Source organism: Cryobacterium sp. TMT2-17-1 (assembly GCF_004402765.1).
GTDB lineage: Bacteria > Actinomycetota > Actinomycetes > Actinomycetales > Microbacteriaceae > Cryobacterium > Cryobacterium sandaracinum.
Genome location: NZ_SOGC01000039.1, coordinates 41,494 through 59,526, shown reverse-complemented (window position 1 = coordinate 59,526; position 18,033 = coordinate 41,494). Strand labels below are relative to the sequence as shown.

At 64.2% G+C, this 18,033-nt stretch carries 16 protein-coding genes; 9 read left to right on the top strand and 7 right to left on the bottom strand.

Translation table 11 applies throughout. The features are described from left to right. Positions 1-29: 29 nt before the first annotated feature. The 3 genes from E3O47_RS11145 to rfbB are packed head-to-tail and all read right to left on the bottom strand — an operon-like array spanning position 30 to position 3,012. Positions 30-1,175 carry a glycosyltransferase family 1 protein gene (locus tag E3O47_RS11145; RefSeq protein ID WP_134420557.1) on the bottom strand — a complete coding sequence of 382 codons (1,146 nt, stop codon included), beginning with the start codon at positions 1,173-1,175 and terminating at the stop codon, positions 30-32. After that, positions 1,172-2,026: a dTDP-4-dehydrorhamnose reductase gene (gene rfbD / locus E3O47_RS11140; protein ID WP_134420555.1), complete on the bottom strand. Its 855-nt coding sequence runs from the start codon at positions 2,024-2,026 to the stop codon at positions 1,172-1,174. The genes E3O47_RS11145 and rfbD overlap by 4 nt, the downstream gene beginning before the upstream one ends. Next, positions 2,026-3,012: a dTDP-glucose 4,6-dehydratase gene (gene rfbB, locus E3O47_RS11135; RefSeq protein WP_134420553.1), complete on the bottom strand. Its 987-nt coding sequence runs from the start codon at positions 3,010-3,012 to the stop codon at positions 2,026-2,028. Before rfbB ends, rfbD begins: the two co-directional genes overlap by 1 nt. Before the next feature lie 72 nt (positions 3,013-3,084). Here rfbB and rfbC point away from each other — a divergent pair, with 72 nt between their 5' ends. Then, on the top strand, positions 3,085-3,693 hold the full coding sequence (gene rfbC / locus E3O47_RS11130; protein WP_134420551.1) for a dTDP-4-dehydrorhamnose 3,5-epimerase: 609 nt from the start codon (positions 3,085-3,087) through the stop codon (positions 3,691-3,693). A gap of 2 nt (positions 3,694-3,695) precedes the next feature. Then, on the top strand, positions 3,696-4,565 hold the full coding sequence (gene rfbA / locus E3O47_RS11125) for a glucose-1-phosphate thymidylyltransferase RfbA (RefSeq protein ID WP_134420549.1): 870 nt from the start codon (positions 3,696-3,698) through the stop codon (positions 4,563-4,565). On the opposite strand, the gene E3O47_RS11120 is transcribed toward rfbA, so the two are convergent. Next, positions 4,566-5,438: a glycosyltransferase family 2 protein gene (locus E3O47_RS11120; RefSeq protein WP_134420547.1), complete on the bottom strand. Its 873-nt coding sequence runs from the start codon at positions 5,436-5,438 to the stop codon at positions 4,566-4,568. A gap of 236 nt (positions 5,439-5,674) precedes the next feature. Between E3O47_RS11120 and E3O47_RS11115 the strand changes: the two genes are divergently transcribed. From E3O47_RS11115 to E3O47_RS11100, 4 genes are read left to right on the top strand one after another with little or no spacing between them, the layout of a single operon-like run. After that, on the top strand, positions 5,675-6,880 hold the full coding sequence (locus E3O47_RS11115) for a glycosyltransferase family 1 protein (RefSeq protein WP_134401219.1): 1,206 nt from the start codon (positions 5,675-5,677) through the stop codon (positions 6,878-6,880). Then, positions 6,873-7,802 (top strand): NAD-dependent epimerase/dehydratase family protein, encoded by a 930-nt coding sequence (locus tag E3O47_RS11110; RefSeq protein ID WP_134401218.1) that lies wholly within the window; start codon positions 6,873-6,875, stop codon positions 7,800-7,802. The genes E3O47_RS11115 and E3O47_RS11110 overlap by 8 nt, the downstream gene beginning before the upstream one ends. Beyond that, positions 7,795-8,784: a glycosyltransferase family 2 protein gene (locus tag E3O47_RS11105; RefSeq protein ID WP_166785385.1), complete on the top strand. Its 990-nt coding sequence runs from the start codon at positions 7,795-7,797 to the stop codon at positions 8,782-8,784. Before E3O47_RS11110 ends, E3O47_RS11105 begins: the two co-directional genes overlap by 8 nt. A 44-nt stretch (positions 8,785-8,828) precedes the next feature. Then, positions 8,829-10,124 carry a glycosyltransferase family 4 protein gene (locus tag E3O47_RS11100; RefSeq protein ID WP_134420545.1) on the top strand — a complete coding sequence of 432 codons (1,296 nt, stop codon included), beginning with the start codon at positions 8,829-8,831 and terminating at the stop codon, positions 10,122-10,124. Here the strand turns inward: E3O47_RS11100 and E3O47_RS11095 are convergent. Together E3O47_RS11095 and E3O47_RS11090 are read right to left on the bottom strand one after the other, a co-directional pair. Beyond that, positions 10,121-11,347 carry an ABC transporter ATP-binding protein gene (locus E3O47_RS11095; RefSeq protein WP_134420543.1) on the bottom strand — a complete coding sequence of 409 codons (1,227 nt, stop codon included), beginning with the start codon at positions 11,345-11,347 and terminating at the stop codon, positions 10,121-10,123. The two genes, E3O47_RS11100 and E3O47_RS11095, sit on opposite strands and share 4 nt — an antisense overlap. Before the next feature lie 4 nt (positions 11,348-11,351). Continuing rightward, positions 11,352-12,272, bottom strand: a complete 921-nt coding sequence (locus tag E3O47_RS11090; RefSeq protein ID WP_134420541.1) for an ABC transporter permease — start codon at positions 12,270-12,272, stop codon at positions 11,352-11,354. A gap of 201 nt (positions 12,273-12,473) precedes the next feature. On the opposite strand from E3O47_RS11090, the gene E3O47_RS11085 reads away from it, so the two are divergent. Further along, entirely contained in the window at positions 12,474-14,726 is a 2,253-nt protein-coding gene (locus E3O47_RS11085; RefSeq protein WP_134401214.1) for a hypothetical protein, read from the top strand. A gap of 83 nt (positions 14,727-14,809) precedes the next feature. On the opposite strand, the gene E3O47_RS11080 is transcribed toward E3O47_RS11085, so the two are convergent. Next, positions 14,810-16,201, bottom strand: a complete 1,392-nt coding sequence (locus E3O47_RS11080) for a hypothetical protein (protein WP_134420539.1) — start codon at positions 16,199-16,201, stop codon at positions 14,810-14,812. Between the two features lie 195 nt (positions 16,202-16,396). On the opposite strand from E3O47_RS11080, the gene E3O47_RS11075 reads away from it, so the two are divergent. Both E3O47_RS11075 and E3O47_RS11070 read left to right on the top strand, forming a co-directional pair. After that, positions 16,397-17,299 carry a glycosyltransferase gene (locus tag E3O47_RS11075; RefSeq protein ID WP_166785384.1) on the top strand — a complete coding sequence of 301 codons (903 nt, stop codon included), beginning with the start codon at positions 16,397-16,399 and terminating at the stop codon, positions 17,297-17,299. 43 nt (positions 17,300-17,342) lie between these two features. Next, complete coding sequence (locus tag E3O47_RS11070; protein ID WP_134401285.1) at positions 17,343-18,032, top strand: glycosyltransferase family 2 protein; 690 nt, start codon at positions 17,343-17,345, stop codon at positions 18,030-18,032. Position 18,033 lies beyond the last annotated feature (1 nt).

The following is an 18,033-nucleotide window of genomic DNA, read 5'->3' as shown; positions in this document are numbered from 1 at the left end:
GTCGAACGGCCCCGGATTCGGTGGTGCTGTTACAGGTCCGCGTGCAGCAGCCAGATGCGCTCGGCGGAATCGCGCCAGGTGAAGGCCTGGGCTCGATCGCTACCGAAGATGCGCAGCCGGTTTGCGAGAGTGGTGTCGCTCAGCACCTGGGTGACGGCCGCAGCCAGTCGCTCGGGGTACCCGGATGCATCCTCACGCTCGACGACCAGCCCCGCGTCGCCGGCGGCCTCGACCAGGGCCGGGGCGTCCGAATGCACGACCGGGGTGCCCAGGTAAAACGCCTGGATCATCGGCCCGGCGAAGCCTTCTTCCCGGCTGGGGTAGACGAACACGGCCGCCCGGGAGATGACCACGGCCAACTCTTCGTCGGTCAGCCCGTTCAGGGCGCGCACCCGGCCCCACGGGAGGCCGGCCTCGTCGGCGACGGATGCCACGTCGAGCTCACCCCAGGCGGCCGGTCCCAGAACGATCAGCGGGAGATCCGGCGCTCCCGGCAGGCCCAGGGCGGTGATCAGCGCCGTGATGGCCTTCCGCGGCTCGAGCGTGCCGACGGTGACGATGTACTCGTTCGGCAACGCCAGGCGTTCCGCGATGCTCTCCGTCGCGGAGGAGTTCGACGGAAGGCGGAGGCCGCTGCCGATTCCGCCGCCGATCACCCGCACGCGGTCGCCGAGGTCGACGATGTTCGCGAGCTGGTGGGCCACGGCGTGGCTGGGGACCACGATCGCATCCGCGTGTTTGCGGGCGCGTTTGACCATGACCTTCGTCCAGGCGACGGTCGCCGGAGTGAGCGCCTCCGGATGCGTCCAGGCCAGCACGTCGTGAATGGTGACGGTCACCTGGGTGCCGTCGTTGACGATGCTGTGCTTGCGCAGGGGCGCCAGCAGGGAGGGGGCATGGATCATGCCCGACCCGGAACTGTTGGCGATGCCCAGTTGCCAGGCCGCCGTGAGCTCGCGCCGCGGCAACGTGGTCTTGTGCAGACTGCCCAGACCCGGCAGGGACGTTTCGACCCTGGCGTAGTGCTCGGCCGACGATGACGACACGATTCCTTCGACGTCGCAACCGGCCGGCGCCGCCGCGATCAGGGCCCGGGTCAGCTCTTCGGTGTAACGCCCGATGCCACCCGGGACCGGTGCAATCATCTGGTCCAGGACGACTCTCAGTGTGGTCATTGGTCCGCGAAGATCCCCTGCTCGGCCGCCGCGGCCAGAGCCTCGCGCCAGTCGCGAATGGGGGACAGCCCGGCGGCAGCCCAGGCATCGTGGCCGAGCACCGAATACGAGGGCCGGGGGGCCGGGCGCACGAACTGCGAACTGTCGGTCGGAGTGACCCGTTCAGGGTCAAGGCCGGCCGTGGCGAAGACGGCCTGGGCGAAGCCGAACCAGCTCGTCACGCCGGAGCTGGTCCCGTGGTAGATGCCGGCGGGCGCGTCGGAATCGAGCAGGGTGACGATCTGCGCGGCCAGGTCGGCGGTCCAGGTTGGCTGACCGACCTGGTCGTCGACGACGCTGAGGGTGTCGCGGGCTGCAGCCAGCTTCAGCATGGTCTTGGGGAAGTTCGGGCCGTGTTGGCCGTAGAGCCAGGCCGTGCGCACGATGTAGCTGCCCGCCGGGTGTTCCTGCATTACGAACGCCTCGCCGGCGGCCTTGGTGCGGCCGTAGGCGGAGATCGGGTCGATCTCGGTGTCCTCCGCGTAGGGTGCGGTGGCGCTGCCGTCGAACACGTAGTCGGTGGAGATCTGCACGAGCTTCGCCCCGGTGGCGGATGCGGCCAGCGCCAGGTTGTGGGGGCCGGTCGCGTTGATCGCGTACGCGGCATCCTCATTCGTCTCGGCGTCGTCCACCTGCGTGTATGCGGCGGCGTTGATGATGACGTCGTAGCCGACGACCTGAGCCAGAACCGCGGCCCGGTCGGTGATGTCCAGCTCGGTGCGGTCGAACGCTGTGACGTCGCGGCCGGCGAGCGCGGCCTGCAGGTCGCGTCCGAGCATCCCGGCCGCGCCGGTGATCAGATAGCGGGTCATCAGCTCAATGCCGCACGGGCCTTGAGCGGCTCCCACCAGGTGCGGTTGTCGCGGTACCACTGCACGACGTCCGCGAGCCCCTGCTCGAACGGAACCAGGGGCGCGTAGCCGAGTTCGGCCTGGATCTTCGAGATATCCACGGAGTAGCGCAGGTCGTGGCCGAGGCGGTCGGCGACGCGGTCGACGTAGGACCAGTCCTTGCCGGTGGAGTCGAGCAGTATCTGCGTGAGCTCCTTATTGGTCAGCTCGGTGCCGCCGCCGATGTTGTAGATCTCACCGGCGCGGCCGCCGACGAGCACCATCGCGATGGCGCGAGTGTGGTCGTCCACGTGCAGCCAGTCACGGATGTTGTTTCCCTCGCCATAGAGGGGAACGTGCAAGTCGTCGATCAGGTTGGTGACGAACAGCGGGATGACCTTCTCCGGGAAGTGGTACGGCCCGTAGTTGTTCGAGCAGCGCGTGATCGAGATATTCAGACCGTGCGTGCGGTGGTAGCTGCGCGCGAGCAGGTCGCTGCCGGCCTTCGACGCGGAGTAGGGGGAGTTCGGCTCCAGCGCGCGCTCCTCGTTCCACGATCCCTCGGCGATGGAGCCGTAGACCTCGTCGGTGGAGACGTGCACAAACCGGGCCAGGTCGTGGCGGAGCGCCGCGTCGAGCAGCTGCTGCGTGCCGAGCACATTCGTCTCGACGAAGATCGACGCGTCGCGCACCGAGCGGTCCACGTGGGACTCGGCGGCGAAGTGCACCACGGCGTCGAGAGAAGGGAAGAGCTCGTCGAGCAGTGCGGCGTCACGGATGTCGCCGTGCACGAACGAGTAACGCGGAGACCCGGCGACGGGGGCCAGGTTCTCGAGGTTGCCCGAGTAGGTGAGGGCGTCGAGCACGACGACCTCGGCTCCTTCGAGGCCCGGGTAGGCGTCTTCGAGGGTGCGCCGAACAAAGTTCGAGCCGATGAAACCGGCTCCGCCGGTGACGAGGATCTTCATATGGAGGTAACCGTTCCGTTTGATGAAAGTGCCCCCGCGATTCTACCGGAACGCGCTTGGTAGGCTTACTCGGTGAAGATTCGCGAACTCTCCATCCCCGATTCCTATGAAATCACTCCGAAGCAGTTCGGAGACAACCGGGGAGTTTTCCTCGAGTGGTACCGCTTCGACCGTCTCGAGGAGACGATCGGGCACCGCCTCGACATCGCCCAAGCCAACACGTCGGTGTCCAAGCGCGGTTCCGTGCGCGGCATCCATTTCGCCGACATCCCGCCGAGCCAGGCGAAGTATGTCACGGCGACGCACGGCGCGGTGCTCGACTTCGTCATCGACATCCGCGTGGGGTCCCCGACGTTCGGCCAGTGGGACAGTGTTCTGCTCGACGACACCGACCGTCGAGCGATCTACATCGCCGAGGGCCTCGGCCACTGCTTCGTGGCACTCACCGACGATGCCACGGTCAGCTACCTCGTGACCGCGCCCTTCAATCCGGGACGCGAACACGGCATCAACCCGCTCGACTCCGACATCGGCCTGGTCTTCCCGCCCGAAGCCGGCGAACTGCTCCTGTCTCCGAAGGACACGGATGCCCCGAGCCTGACCGAAGCCGCCGCCAACGGCCTGCTGCCCACCTGGGCTGACGCCCGGGCTTTTTACACCTCCCTGAACGAAGGAAAGTAACAATGCGCGGAATCATCCTCGCCGGCGGTTCCGGCACCCGGCTGTGGCCCATTACCAAGGCCATCTCCAAGCAGCTGATGCCCATCTACGACAAGCCGATGATCTACTACCCCCTGTCGACGCTGATGATGGCGGACATCAACGAGATCCTGATCATCACCACTCCCGAGTACAACGACCAGTTCCGGGCGCTGCTCGGCGACGGGTCTCACCTCGGCCTGCGGATCGAGTACGCCTCCCAGCCGTCGCCGGACGGGCTCGCCCAGGCATTTATCATCGGTGAGGAATTCATCGGGGACCAGAGCGTCGCTCTCGTGCTCGGCGACAACATCTTCCATGGTGCCGGGCTGGGTTCGGCCCTGCGCGGCAACGCCCATCTGGTGGGCGCCCGGATCTTCGCCTACCACGTGAGCAATCCCACCGCCTACGGCGTGGTGGAATTCGACGACAGCATGACCGCGCTGTCGATCGAGGAGAAGCCGACGAAGCCGAAGAGCAACTACGCGGTTCCCGGCCTCTACTTCTATGACAATTCGGTTGTCAAGATCGCGAAGACCATCGAGCCCAGCGCGCGCGGCGAACTCGAGATCAGCACCGTCAACGAGCGCTACCTCGCCCAGGGCAACCTGCACGTTCAGGTTCTCGACCGGGGCACGGCGTGGCTGGACACCGGCACGTTCGAGTCAATGATGCAAGCATCCGAGTACGTGCGCGTGATCGAAGACCGCCAGGGATTCAAGGTCGGCTGCATTGAGGAGATCGCCTGGCGAGCCGGCTGGATCTCGAATTCCGAACTCGAGACGCTGGCGGAGCCGCTCCAGAAGAGCGGATACGGGCGTTATCTGACCGGGCTCATCGCCACGAACGACTGATCAGCCGAGCCGGCCGGTGCGGGCCAAGACGCGGGCCCGCACCGCCAGGCCGAGCCTGAGCGCCCAGCGCACGGGAGCCAGGTAGGGAGCCGAGTACTTCTTCTCGAGGTAGCGGTACGCGCTGTCATGGTGGGCGCGCACCATCTTGCCGGACTCGGTGCTGGTCGAGTGCGCACCGGTGTGCACGACCGACGCTTCGGGCGTGTAGATGTTCTTCCACCCCGCCTTTCCCAGCCGGTAGCCCAGATCGACGTCTTCGAAGTACATGAAGAAACCCTCGTCGAATCCGTTCAGCTCCTCGAACGCGGTGCGACGGACGAGGAGGCAGGAACCGGACAGCCAGCCGACGGCTCGCCGCACGTCGGAACCCTGTCGCTCGGCCCGGTAGGAGCGGCTCCACGGGTTGGCGGGCCAAATGCGGGCGAAGAGCGCATGACCCACGCCGGTTCGGAGCGAGGGAAGCTCTCGCCCGGACGGGTACGTGGTGCCGTCGGAGTTGAGGACTCTCGGTCCGACCGAGCCTACGAGAGGATCAGCCGCCAGCTCAGCGAGCAGTGCACTGGTCGCGCCATGGCTGAGTTCGACATCCGGATTCGAGATCAGGATCGACGTGACGTGGGGTGGCAGGGACAAGATTGCCGCATTGATGGCACCGCCATAGCCCCGGTTCTCGCCCAGGGCCAGCAGGCGCGCGCCCTGTAGCCGGACGATGTGCGTTGTAGCCTCGAGGTCTGATGAGTGGTTGTCGGCCACGATCACGGTGAGCTGAAGGTCCTCGCTGGTCCGCACCGAGTCGAGGAATTTCGGCAGGTGGGAGCTCGAATTGTAGGTGACTGTGACCACTACCGTGGACTCGAGGAGAGGGCTAGACATCAGGGTCAAGCATACTCAGTGCCCGTGTTGCCCCGGGCCGTCGCGGGACTGGGCCGGGATCACCTGCCCCGAGCCGGTTGATAGACTAATTCTGATATGCCTACATCTACTGACACCGATCCGATGCCGACCCACAAGGGGATCTCTTGACCGTGTTCCGCAGGAGCCTTCGTATTATCCGCGAACAGGGTCTCCGAGTTTATGTTGGCAAGGCGCTGCACATCGCCCTTCGACCCGTGCGTGTTCTGCGCGCGGAGGGCCCGCGCGTCTTCATCGTGCGCAGCCTGACCAAGGCCAGCACGAAGATCGCGCGCCATGAGACCGTCATGCTCGTCGCGAACGAGGATGCGGCGGAGCTGGACTGGACCCAGTCCCCGCATTGGCGCGTCTCGCCGACCGTAGTCGAGGAGGGCCCTGTGGACATCGCCTGGATCATGTCGCCTCCCGGGCTCGAGAGCGGGGGGCACCAAAACCTGTTCCGGTTCATCGACATCGCCGAGAAAGCCGGGCACCGCTGTTCGATCTATCTCTACACGACGAGTGCCGCCGCCGTGAGCATCCCCGACATCCGCGCGATGTTGAAGTCTGCCGGGGCATACCCGGAAGTAGCGGCCCGCATCACGATGTACGACCGCGAGCAGGGCGTCGACGCGAGTACCCAAGCCCTCGTCGCCACCGGGTGGGAGACCGCCTATCCAACCTACCTTGACAAGTCCGATGCTCGCCGGTTCTATTTCGTGCAGGACTACGAGGCCAGCTTCTACCCGCTTGGCACCGAATCCCTGCTAGCTGGCAACACTTACAAATTCGGCTTTCACGGCATCACCGCCGGCGGGTGGCTGGCCCACAAGCTCGCCACCGAATATGGCATGACCACGGACCACTTCGATTTCGCGGTGGACAAGACCCACTACAGCGTCACGAATGTGGGACGGCGCACTGAGGTCTTCTTCTATGCCCGCCCGGTCACACCACGCCGCGCCTTCGAATTCGGGCTGCTCGCCCTGACGGAGTTCGCCCGGCTCAAGCCCGAGGTGCGCATCAACCTGGCCGGTTGGGACGTCTCGAACTGGAACATCCCATTCGAATACACGAACCTCTCGAGCCTCGACATCTCCGAACTCAACGCCGTGTATAACCGCTGCGCCGCGGGTCTGGTGATGTCGCTGTCCAATATGTCCCTGCTTCCGCTGGAACTGTTGTCAAGCGGTGTCACTCCCGTGGTCAACGACGGGCCGAACAACCGGATGGTCTCGGACAACCCCTTCATCGAGTACGTGCCTGCCTCGCCGCTGGCCATCGCGCGCAAGATGGCCGAGGTGTTCGACCACCCCGATGCGGTCGCACGATCGATCGCGATGTCGGAGTCGGTCGCCCAGGTCAACTGGTCGGATTCCGGCGTGCAATTCCTCGCGGCGTTCGAAGGGGCCATGCGTGGCTAGGACAGTCGTCATCGGCGCCAACGGCTTCATCGGCTCCCACCTGGTCGATTCTCTCGCCGCCGGCGGGCACTCCGTCACCGCCTTCGACCGGTTTAGCTCGCAGCAGCCGACCTTCACCGCCCCGGGAGTTCGGGTCCTGCAGGGTGAGTTCCTCAGCCGCTCGGATCTCGAGGGGGCCGTCGACGGCCAGGACTACGTCTTCCACTTCCTCTCGACCACGAGCCCGGCGACCGCGGAGAGCGATCCGACCCTGGACATCCGCACCAACGTCGCCCAGACCGTTGAACTCCTCGAATCGGCCGCGACCGCGGGGATCAAGCGGTTCTACTTCGCCTCGACCGGCGGTGCCATCTACGGTCCGCAGGGCAAGGCCGAGTATTCCGAGATGGACCGGGCGCTGCCGATTTCCCCGTATGGGATCGGCAAGCTGTCGATTGAGCACTACCTGCACTACTTCAAGGCCACGCACGGCCTCGAGTCCACCGCGTTGCGTATTTCGAACCCCTACGGCACGCGCCAGAAGCCCAACAAGAAGCAGGGTCTGATCCCGATCGCCCTGCGCCAGATCTCCTTGGGCAGGCCGGTGATCCGGCTCGGTAACGGGTTGATGGTGCGCGACTACGTCTATGTGGAGGACCTGGTTCGGATGGTGACGCCGATGGTGGGCGTGGACACCGAATTCGACCTGTACAACCTGGGCAGCGGCATCGGCTACTCGGTGACCGACATCATCAACTCCCTGCACCGGGTCACCGGAATCGACTTCGCTGTCGAGGAACGACCGGCCCCGCCCACGTTCGTCGACCGGGTCGTGCTGGACACTGAGCGCTACCGGGCGGAGTTCGGAACCGCAGACATGACCGAGCTTGACGAGGGCGTCAGGCTGACCTACGAAGAGATCCGAGACCACCCGAATGACTGATCCAACCGCCGCGACCCCGATCCGTGCAACGGTCGCGATCCTCACCTACAACGGTGAGGACTACCTCGAACGCATCCTGACCGAAGTACTCGGTCAGGAGCTGGACGGTGCCGTCGAGGTGCTCGTGGTCGATTCTGGGTCGACGGATTCGACCCTGGACATCGTGCGCCGATTCCCTTCGGTGCGCCTGCACGAGATCCCGAATTCGGAGTTCGGCCACGGCAAGACCCGCAACCTGGCCGCACAGCTGGCGACCGGCGAGTTCGTGGCCTACCTGACCCACGACGCCATCCCGGCCTCGCGTCAGTGGCTGCGCGAACTGTTGGAACCGTTCCGGCTCGACGAGCGTATCGTCGCCGTGATGGGCAAGCAGCTTCCGCGCGCCGGCTGCTTCCCTCTGCTCAAGTATGAGATCCAGGGCGTATTCGCGGGCTTCGGGCCGGACTTCGGCACCTCTGTGTTCTACAAGGACGCGTTCGTGCAGAGTGAGGGCGTGCTGAACGCCATCAGTTTCTACTCGGACGTCAATTCGGCCGCGCGGCGCGACTTCCTGCTCAACACCATCCCCTACCGCGATGTTCGCTACGCGGAGGACCAGCTTTTCGGCAAGGACCTGATCGAGGCCGGCTATCGCAAAGCGTATGCCGGTCGCGCAGCAGTCGAGCACTCCAACGACCTCACTCTGTCCGAGTACGGCAAGCGGATCTTCGACGAGACCATCGGCCTACGACAGATCGGTTTCCCGATTCCGCCCATGACGGGTCGGACGCAACTTCGCCTCACCACTCGGGGAGTCGTCGGCGACACGCTGCGCATCCTCAGAGATCGTGACTTCAGCTGGAAGCGACGGCTCTTCTGGCTCGCCATGAACCCGCGCTACCAGGTGCGGAAGTGGACGAGTTACCGAGCGGCGACGCTGACGGATCTCACCGACCAGGCTGCCCTGGACTCGGGATCGCTGGAGAAGTCGCGGAAAATCTGAGTGACTCTCGTCTGGCCCGACTCCACGACTTCCAAGGATCTGAAATGCAGCTAAAAGGGTCGAAGTTCCTAATCACTCAGGCGCACCTGCTGCGCTACATGGGCGCCGAGATCGTCACCCTGGAGCTGGCGGAGTATCTTGCCGGGCAAGGTGTGGAGGTCGTCATCGCGACCCACTCCTTCGGCTATCCCATCCGCCAGGAGTTCGACCGGATTGAGGGTGTCACGGTGTTTGAGTTGTGGGAGGACGCCCTCGCTGCGAACCTTCAGGAGCGGCTTCCTGACCTCGCTTGGATTCAGCACTCCATTATTCCAGTGGTCGTACTGGAACACGCCGACGAGATCCTGTTCGTGTTCCACCACATGTCATCGATTCTCCCGGCTGAGTTCACGATGGCTGCGGTCTTGGAATCGGCATTGGCCACCGCCGTTCTGTTCGAGTCACCGCGATCGCTTGAAATCCATCGGGCGACGGGGGTCTACGAGGATGTGGACCCAGATCGTCTCCAAGTCATGGGGAACGCTGCACCAGCCCGATTCGGCGACGTTTCACCGACCCCGAACAACGAGCGTCGAATCACGGTGGTCTCCAATCACATCCCGCCCGAACTCGTCGCCGCGTTTGAGGGGATCCGGGAACGGTTCGACCTGGTCGTCATCGGCTCCCAATCCGAGCTGGGCGCCACGCCGCGTCGGGTGACGCCCGATACCCTGGCCGGCACCGACGCGATGATCTCCATCGGCAAGACGGTGCAGTACTCGATCGTCGCCGGCGTCCCCGTGTACTGCTACGACCATTTCGGAGGCCCTGGCTGGATCACCCGGGCGAACATCGAGGACGCCCGCTGGGAGAACTTTTCCGGCAGGCGAGCGGGCACAAAGACGGCTGCGGAAATCGTCGTAGAGATCTCCGAAGGATTCGACGACGCGGTCGCGGAGGCGGCCCTGGTGCGTCGCGACTGGACTCGCGTGTATCTCCTACCGGAACGGCTCGAGGACCTGCTCGAGTTCGTCTCGGAACGGCGCAGGCCGGTCAGTAAGCTCACCCCTCAGCAGATTCAGGGACACGAGAACGTTCAGGCCGCTTTCGGCTCCTACGTGCGTGAGTGGATCCGGATGGAGGCACTCTCCAACGAGCTCAAGGCGGCCGCGATCGAGCTCGAGGCAGCCACAATCAAGCTCGAGGCAGAGCTACTCGAGCAGGAAGACGCGCTCACCACGATGAGGCAGGAACAGGCCGAGCTCTACTCGAGCCAGCTCTTCCGCACCCTGAGCCGAATCCGGCACAGCTGGGTGAACCGGACCTTCCGGAAGCTGCGTTCGATGCTGGGCGGTCTCTAGGTGAGGCCGGCGGCCCGGGCGGCCTCTAGCCGCTGCACGCTCGATTCGACATCCAGACGGATCGCGCCACGCCCGATGCCGTAGTCGGCGACCTCGAACGTGGCGGCAGGGTTCACGACCAGGATCGTTTCGCCGGCCTCATAGGCCAGGCCAACGCTGACGGAGTACGAACCCCCACCCAGATTGTGATTCTTGAACGTCACGTTCAACTTATAGGTGCCGGGTTCCAGCGGGAGTTTCTCACCGAGTTCACGGGTTGTCATCCGATAGACCACATTGCCGACCGCGGTCTCGAGGGCAACGCCGATCAGCCAGGGGTCGATGGTTTCGAGAACCTCGTACTGCACGCTCACGTAGATGTCGGAGCCCGGAGCAATGACGCTGGCTGCGTCCAGCCGCGATGCGGTCACGCTGACCTGGGGGACCGCGACGACGTGGTGCTCTGGCCTGCCTTCAGCCTCGAGTTTCTCCTCATGCCGGACCTGCTCGTCGGAGAAACTGCCTCGGAGCACCCGCAGCGCCTGTGCCGGGTCGCCGTCGTGGAGCATCTCACCGTGTTCGAGTACGACGACTCTGTCGCAGAGTGCACCGACCTGTTCGGCGGAGTGGCTGACCAGGACGATCGTTCGGCCTTCGGCTTGGAACTGCGCGATCTTGGCCATGCACTTGCGCTGGAACGGTTCGTCTCCCACGGCAAGAACTTCGTCGACGAGGAGCAGGTCGGGGTCGACGTGCACGGCCACGGCGAACGCCAGTCTGACGTACATGCCCGAACTATAGAACTTAACCTGGGTATCAATGAAGTCCTCGATGCCGGAGAAGTCCACAATCTCATCGAAGTACCTGTCGGTTTCGCTGCGGCTGAGTCCGAGGATGGCGGAGTTAAGGTACACGTTCTCCCGGCCGGTGAGATCCGGGTGGAACCCCGCACCCAGCTCGAGGAGAGCAGCCATCCGCCCGCGCCGGCTGACATTGCCAGTCGTGGGCTGGATGATCCCGCCGACGACCTTCAGCAGCGTGCTCTTGCCCGATCCGTTGTGACCGACGAGTCCCACGGTTGTGCCCATGGTGATATCGAGGGATATGTCCTTGAGGGCCCAAAAATCGTCTTGGTGCTTACGCGCCCGGGAAAAGTTGAGGATGCGTTCCTTGATGGACTTGTCTTTGTGCATGACGAATCTTTTGGAGACATCTTCCACGTGAATGATTGTCGGCGTGGTCATCGGGTTACAGCTCCTGTGCGAAATTGCCTTGAATGCGCGAGAAGATGCGCTGGCCGATCCAGAGGATCACGATACTGATGCCCAGGGCGATCCACAGCCGGATGGCCAGGTCGTCCGGCCAGTTCTGCGAGGTGGATTCGGTGGTGCCGGCCACCCAGAATGCACGCTGCATCCCGAGCACGGCGACGGTAATCGGATTGGCTAGGTACATCTGTTCGAGCCAGTTTCCCTGGAGCTTGTCGTGCACGAAAGAGAATGAGTAAACGATCGGCGAAGCCCAGAAGAGAACCATGATCGCCACCTCGACAAGGTGCTGCACGTCACGCAAGTAGACGTTCAAACCGGCGAGGAGTATCCCCAACCCGGTGGCGAAGGAGATGAGGACAGCGAGCGAGAGTGGGGCGTACAACAGATTGAAGTCAAGAGGAATCTGGCCGGCCACTATCGTGGCCAGAATGAGGATGATGAGTTGCACGCCAAAATTGAAGAGGGCACCGCCGACGCTTGCCAGCGGGAAGATCTCACGTGGCAAGTAGATCTTCTTGATCAAGCCGGAGTTGTTGGTGATGGAGGTCGTTCCGCCTTGGACGATCTCGACGAATAGCCCCCATGTGGTGAGCCCGACGAAGACGAAGATCGCGAAGCTCGGAATGCTGCGTGCTACGCCCAGGATTTGGCCGATAGCGAAGTAGTAGATGAGCAGCTGGGCGAGAGGTCGGACGAGGCTCCAGACAATGCCGAGCGAGCTGTCTTTGTAACGTGCCTTGAGCTCTCGTCGCACCAGAAGGGAGGTCAGCTCGCGGCTGCCCCAGACGTCCTTGAGGGAGGCCCAGGTGCCGGTCACAAAATGTGTCGACTGCCCGACCGGTTTGAGGTTCTCCCTTGCAACTCGCTGTTCGCGATCGCGGGCTTGTGCCAATGACATGAACAACTCTCGATTGTGGGGCCGGACCTGGACAAGTCTAGGCGAAATCGTGTCGTGTTGCAGGCTCCGCATCCCCTGTGAGTCGATAGCCTTGGGATCTGCTTACCTCCAGGGGAATGGTGTAGCCGACGAGAGCCTGAATCTCTCGCTGCTGGGATCGCCTGGCCAACCCGGCGTCATGCCGACCAAGATGGAGATCCTGTGAGATTCAAACGCCTGACTGGGCTGACGCTGGCGGTGGCCCTTGCCGGCGCACTTCTTATGGCAGTCGCTCCGCCGCCAGCTGCCCAGGCTGCCGATGCTTCTTTTTTTGATCCGGCATACATCATCAGCGACAACCTGTTCTTCGACGGGTCCGCCATGAGCGCATCCCAGGTTCAGCAATTCCTTAATGAGAGGGTGCCGACGTGTCGTGCTGGCTACGTCTGTTTGAAGGACTATCGACAGGACACGCCAACGCGCGCCGCGGTCTCCGACGACTGCGCCGCTTATGTGGGCCAAGCCAATGAGTCCGCCGCGCAGATCATTGCCAAGGTGGGCCTTGCTTGTGATATCAGCCAGAAAGCAATAATCGTTCTGCTCGAAAAGGAACAGGGGATCGTGACGGACGATTGGCCGTCGGCGCGGCAGTATCGCAGCGCCACCGGCTACGGATGCCCTGACACGGCCGACTGTGACACGAGTTACTACGGCTTCTTCAACCAAGTCTACGCGGCCGCGCTGCAATTCCAGTACTACGCCAACAATCCGACCCGGTGGCGTCACGCTCCTGATCGCTGGAACGCCGTGTGGTACCACCCGAATACCGCGTGCGGAAGTAGCTCGGTCTACATCAGGAACCAGGCCACGGCCGGGCTCTACAACTACACGCCGTACCAGCCCAACGGGCCGGCTCTCTCGAATCTCTACGGCTCGGGCAACACCTGCAGTTCGTACGGCAACCGCAATTTCTGGCGCATGTACTCGGACTGGTTCGGATCTCCGATCGAAGGACCCGAGACCTACATTGAAGGGGCCTACCAGCGTACCGGCGGTTCTGGCGGGTACCTGGGTGCTCCGACGACGCGCGTCACCAAATACACGGCAAACGGCGGCGGCTACGTTCGCGGCTACGTCAACGGCGCCATCGCCTGGTCAACCGGCACCACCGCGTACGTCCTCACGGGCGCCATCCGCACCGCCTATGGAGCGGCGGGGGGCATCACGGGCGCGCTGGGATGGCCGATCACAGACCCTAACGTTGTCGCTGAGAACGGTGGCGGCACGGTCCAGGGCTTCCAAAAGGGCGCCATCGTGTCCTCCAAGGCCGGAGCGTGGCTCCTGACCGGGGAGATCCGGAACCAGCTGGCGCGAGCCGGTGGAATCACCGGCGAACCCGGGTGGGCGACCGCCGCCCAGACCTGCGACGGGACGGGTCTGTGCAAGCAGGCCTTTACCGGAGGCACGTTCTATGCCTCGCCTGCCGCGGGCGGCAGCTTCGTGCCGACCGCACTGCTGGGGGCCTACACGGCTGCCGGTGGTCCGGCGGGAAGCCTGGGCCTGCCGACCACGGCGCCATCGACGCTCACCGTCAACGGTGGCGGGCGCGTGCAGGGATTCGCCAAGGGTGCCATCGCCTGGTCCCCGAACGGCGGGGCGCACGTACTCTCCGGTGCCCTGCGCGATTACTTCGGCACAGTCGGCGGAATCGGCGGATCGGCCGGCTGGCCGACGTCGGACCAGGTCTGCGGACAAGCCGACTGCTCACAATCGTTCCAGGGTGCGAAGCTCTACTGGACGACCGCTGGTCAGGGGGCCTACGTCGACGCCAGGATGGTGGGCCTGTACGACCAGCTGGGTGGCACAAGCGGCTCACTCGGCCGGCCGACGTCCGGCGTCGTGGCACTGTCAGCCAACGGCGGCGGTGTGGTTGAAGCATTCGAGAAGGGCGCCATCGCCTGGTCTGCGAACGGCGGAGCGCACGCTCTTACCGGGGACATCCGCACCGCGTTCAATCAGGCCGGTGGCATAGGCGGAACGCTGGGATGGCCCACCGGGGATCAGTCCTGCAGCGATGCCTCGCGGTGTTCACAGATGTTCGTGGGCGGCACGCTGTACTGGTCGTCGACACAGGGTGCATCGATCGTCGGGACCGCCATCAACGGTGCCTACACGACTTCCGGTGGACCCACAGGCGCCCTGGGATGGCCCACCAGTGGCGAGATCTTCGTCGCCGCGAACGGGGGAGGATCGGTGCAGACCTTCGAGAAGGGGGCCATCGCCGCGTCGAAGCAGTTCGGCGCCTATGCCCTCCGAGGCGAGATGCGCACGTACTACAACGCGCTCGGAGGCCTGGGCGGCTCGATCGGTTGGCCCAAGACTGAGATGACGTGCGACGGAGCCTCGGTGTGCACTCAGTCGTTCTCCGGTGGCGTTCTCACCTGGACGCCTGGAACCGGTGGAACGCGGAGCTGACCGGAACCGCCGTTTCGTGGTTTCCAGAGAACTGGCCCCGCGCGCACAGCGCACGGGGCCAGTTCTCTGCCGCCGGGCCCGTGTCAGGCAAGCAACGGTGCGTTGACGAGAACGTAAGCGTAAAGGGCGACTGAGTAGGTTACGAGGATGCCAACAGCCCAGCGGTTCCGGATCGTGAGACCGGCCAGCAGCAGGAACGACCCTAGGATCGAGGCTCCGTACCGCGGCGGCAGCGGAAAGTAGTTGCCGGTCGTCACATGGATCATGATTGCGAGCATGGGCGCGAAGAACAGAGCGGCCATCGTCACAGACACCACCATAGGGGTGAGCTTCGATCCCTTGCGCAGGGCCCAAAAGGCTCCCAGCACCCCGGCCACGCAAATCCATGAGAGCGGCGCAACCACGAAGCCGGGAATCGCATAGGCAAGGTCGGACGAGCCCGAGATATTGACGTTGGAGGTGATTGTGCCGGGAAGGAACGTCGCGACCTGAGAGACGAGCTCCTCAGGCGTGAGCGGAATGCCGATCGCCTGATCGACGGGGATGCCGACCGCTTCTGCTGAGCGGAATGCCAGCCAGGCCAGCTGGGCGCCTACCGACGCGCCGAGCGCGAGGACGGCGAAGAAAAGTAGCCCGAGCGATGACCGGTTCCGCTGATATGGTCTGCGAGTCTTCCAGCCTGCCCACTGTGTTTCTTTCCGCTCCAGCAGCCACAGTATGAGCAAGTACAGAGCAGCCAGGCAGACGCCGAGAACATTCGTCACTTTGAAGAGAACCGCCGCCGTTGAGATCACCGCGAGCCACCACCCGGACCACTGGCCCCGGCCGATCTTTACCGCCGCCAGGAGGATGAGGATGCCGAAGGCGAGGGAGGGAGCGTCCGTGCTGATATACGTATAGGTCCACCAGGCGAACGGCGATGCGATCAGGGCCAACCCAAGGCCGAGGATGACCGGGCGCCGGATGCGCCACTGCCGAAGTAGGAGGTGCAGAAGCACGGAGGCCAGCCCGAGCCAGAGCGCCCCGGTGACCCGCCATGACGAGAGCTGGCTGATGCCCGTGAGCGTGTGGACGGCGTCTCCGATCACACGCGTCACCGCGAAGTAGGCGGGAGTGTAAGCATCGGCCGACGTGACGCCCTTATACGGGAATGTCGACAGGTCTGCGACGCTGCTGCCGCACGCCGGGCCCATCGGGCCGTACGGCGTGACGCCGTCGCACGACATGATGACGAGGGCTTCCTTGCCGATCTTCTCGCCCTCATGCACGATGCCCTGAACGGGGAGTTTGAACAGGTAGTCGACATAGACCCACTCGTCAACAGGGGAGAGAGCCGGTCCGTGGTTCGCGGTCACGACGGCTGACATCCCGAACGAGGCAATGACCAGAACGACTGGCACCCAGAGGGCGATGAAGAGGCGCCTCCATCGCGACTGGGGCGGGGCGGCGGGGGTGATGGTTTGCTCGTGTGACACGGTCATATCAATCTCTCGGAGGCGACCCGGATTCCGTCGAGAATACCGGCAGCCCCGATATCTGGAAGACGGATGGGGCGTGAACGGGTGCGCGCTCCATCTAGTGGGCCACGTACCATAGGTACTTCGACCCTAGTCGGGAGCGCAGATAATCCCCGGCAGCGGGGTACAACGAACAGAAGGATGGATAGCACCGTGAGCCCAGTCGGCGAATCCTTCGAACCGATCACCGTGGTGATCCCCGTCTACAGCGGAGTCGAGCCCGGCCACCTGCGCAGGGCCCTCGGGAGTATGCAGGAACAGACTCTTCCGGCCGACGAAATCCTGATCGTGGAGGACGGGCCGTTGGGCGCGGGCCTTGACGCGGTCGTGGCCGAACTCGGCGGGGTCGACTCCCGGGTGCGCCGAATCTCCCTGGCGCAGAATCGGGGCGTGGCCTACGCGATGCAGGCCGGCATTGAAGCGGCGAAAAACCGCTGGGTCGCCCGGATGGACGCCGATGACGTCTCCCTGCCCAACCGGCTGGAAATGCAGGCGCAGGCCGCCTCCGGTGGGCACTACGCGGCGATCGGCGCCGCCATGCTGGAATTCGAGGGCGACGAGGAGAACATCGTCGGACTGCGGGTTATGCCGCTCACGGAAGAACGGATCCGGCGATACGTTCTGACCAACAGCCCGATCAACAATCCGACGCTCTTCCTGGACCGGGACGCGGCCCTGGCGGTCGGCGGCGTGCGTCATGTCCCCAATATGGAGGACTACGACCTGTTCGCCCGGCTGGCTGCCGGGGGCTATCCGATGCTGAATCTCGCGGAGCCGCTGCTCCTATTCCGGGCCGACCCGGCCATGTTCAAGCGTCGGTCCGCCCGAGGGATGTTCGCCGCGGAGGTGCAGATGCAGCGCAACCTGCGCTCGTACGGTCTGATCAGAACGCCTCGAATGTATGCGAACCTGCTGGTCCGAAGTGCGTTCAGGGCACTCCCGCAACGCGCATTAAGGGTCGCCTACGCACTGTTGTTCCGGGTCCGTCCCCCAGGGAGCAAGGGCCTAGGCTCGAGAGCGAGTGGGAAAGGCACAGCCAAGTCCGATGGGTTATAAGGCAGATGATACGACCAAGGGCGTTAGTCCGACGGATGTGGCGATGAGCGAAGCGGACCGGATGGTCGCGGAAAAGACGTGGCTCGTCATCCCGCTCTTCAATGAAGCAGCCGTGGTGGGGGACGTCATCCGTCACGCCAGGGAGACTTTCCCCCACGTGGTGTGCGTGGACGACGGCAGCACCGACGACTCCGCCGAGGCGGCACGGCGGGCCGGTGCCCACGTCGTGCATCACCCCATCAATCTGGGCCAGGGCGCGTCGCTGCAGACCGGCCTGCGGTATGCGCTCACCGACCCGGGGGCAGAGTACTTCGTGACCTTTGACTCCGACGGGCAGCACCGGGTCGAGGATGCTCTGGACATGGTCAGGCGCCTGGCGACGGAGCCGCTGGATATCGTGGTGGGGTCGCGCTTCCTCGACGACCGCACGAAACCCGGCGCGATCAAACGGCTGGTGCTCAAGGCCGCCGTCGTCTTCCAGAACGTCACGTCCGGTGTGCGCCTCACCGATGCGCACAACGGACTTCGGGCCCTGTCTCGCCAGGCGGCGAGTTCGATTCGAGTGACCCAGAACCGGATGGCCCACGCCTCCGAGATCGTCAATGAAATCGGGCGGCTGGGACTCCGGTACGCCGAGCAGCCGGTGCACATCATCTATACGGACTATTCGAGGTCGAAGGGCCAGTCCGTCTGGAACTCCGTCAACATTATCAGCGACCTCATCTTCAAATGAC

What these genes read in the sequence shown, in the direction of transcription:
- E3O47_RS11145 (WP_134420557.1), bottom strand. Translation starts at nt 1,175, where the DNA reads ATGACCACACTGAGAGTCGTCCTGGACCAGATGATTGCACCGGTCCCG.
- rfbD (WP_134420555.1), bottom strand. Translation starts at nt 2,026, where the DNA reads ATGACCCGCTATCTGATCACCGGCGCGGCCGGGATGCTCGGACGCGAC.
- rfbB (WP_134420553.1), bottom strand. Translation starts at nt 3,012, where the DNA reads ATGAAGATCCTCGTCACCGGCGGAGCCGGTTTCATCGGCTCGAACTTT.
- rfbA (WP_134420549.1), top strand. Translation starts at nt 3,696, where the DNA reads ATGCGCGGAATCATCCTCGCCGGCGGTTCCGGCACCCGGCTGTGGCCC.
- E3O47_RS11120 (WP_134420547.1), bottom strand. Translation starts at nt 5,438, where the DNA reads ATGTCTAGCCCTCTCCTCGAGTCCACGGTAGTGGTCACAGTCACCTAC.
- E3O47_RS11105 (WP_166785385.1), top strand. Translation starts at nt 7,795, where the DNA reads ATGACTGATCCAACCGCCGCGACCCCGATCCGTGCAACGGTCGCGATC.
- E3O47_RS11100 (WP_134420545.1), top strand. Translation starts at nt 8,829, where the DNA reads ATGCAGCTAAAAGGGTCGAAGTTCCTAATCACTCAGGCGCACCTGCTG.
- E3O47_RS11095 (WP_134420543.1), bottom strand. Translation starts at nt 11,347, where the DNA reads ATGACCACGCCGACAATCATTCACGTGGAAGATGTCTCCAAAAGATTC.
- E3O47_RS11090 (WP_134420541.1), bottom strand. Translation starts at nt 12,272, where the DNA reads ATGTCATTGGCACAAGCCCGCGATCGCGAACAGCGAGTTGCAAGGGAG.
- E3O47_RS11070 (WP_134401285.1), top strand. Translation starts at nt 17,343, where the DNA reads ATGAGCGAAGCGGACCGGATGGTCGCGGAAAAGACGTGGCTCGTCATC.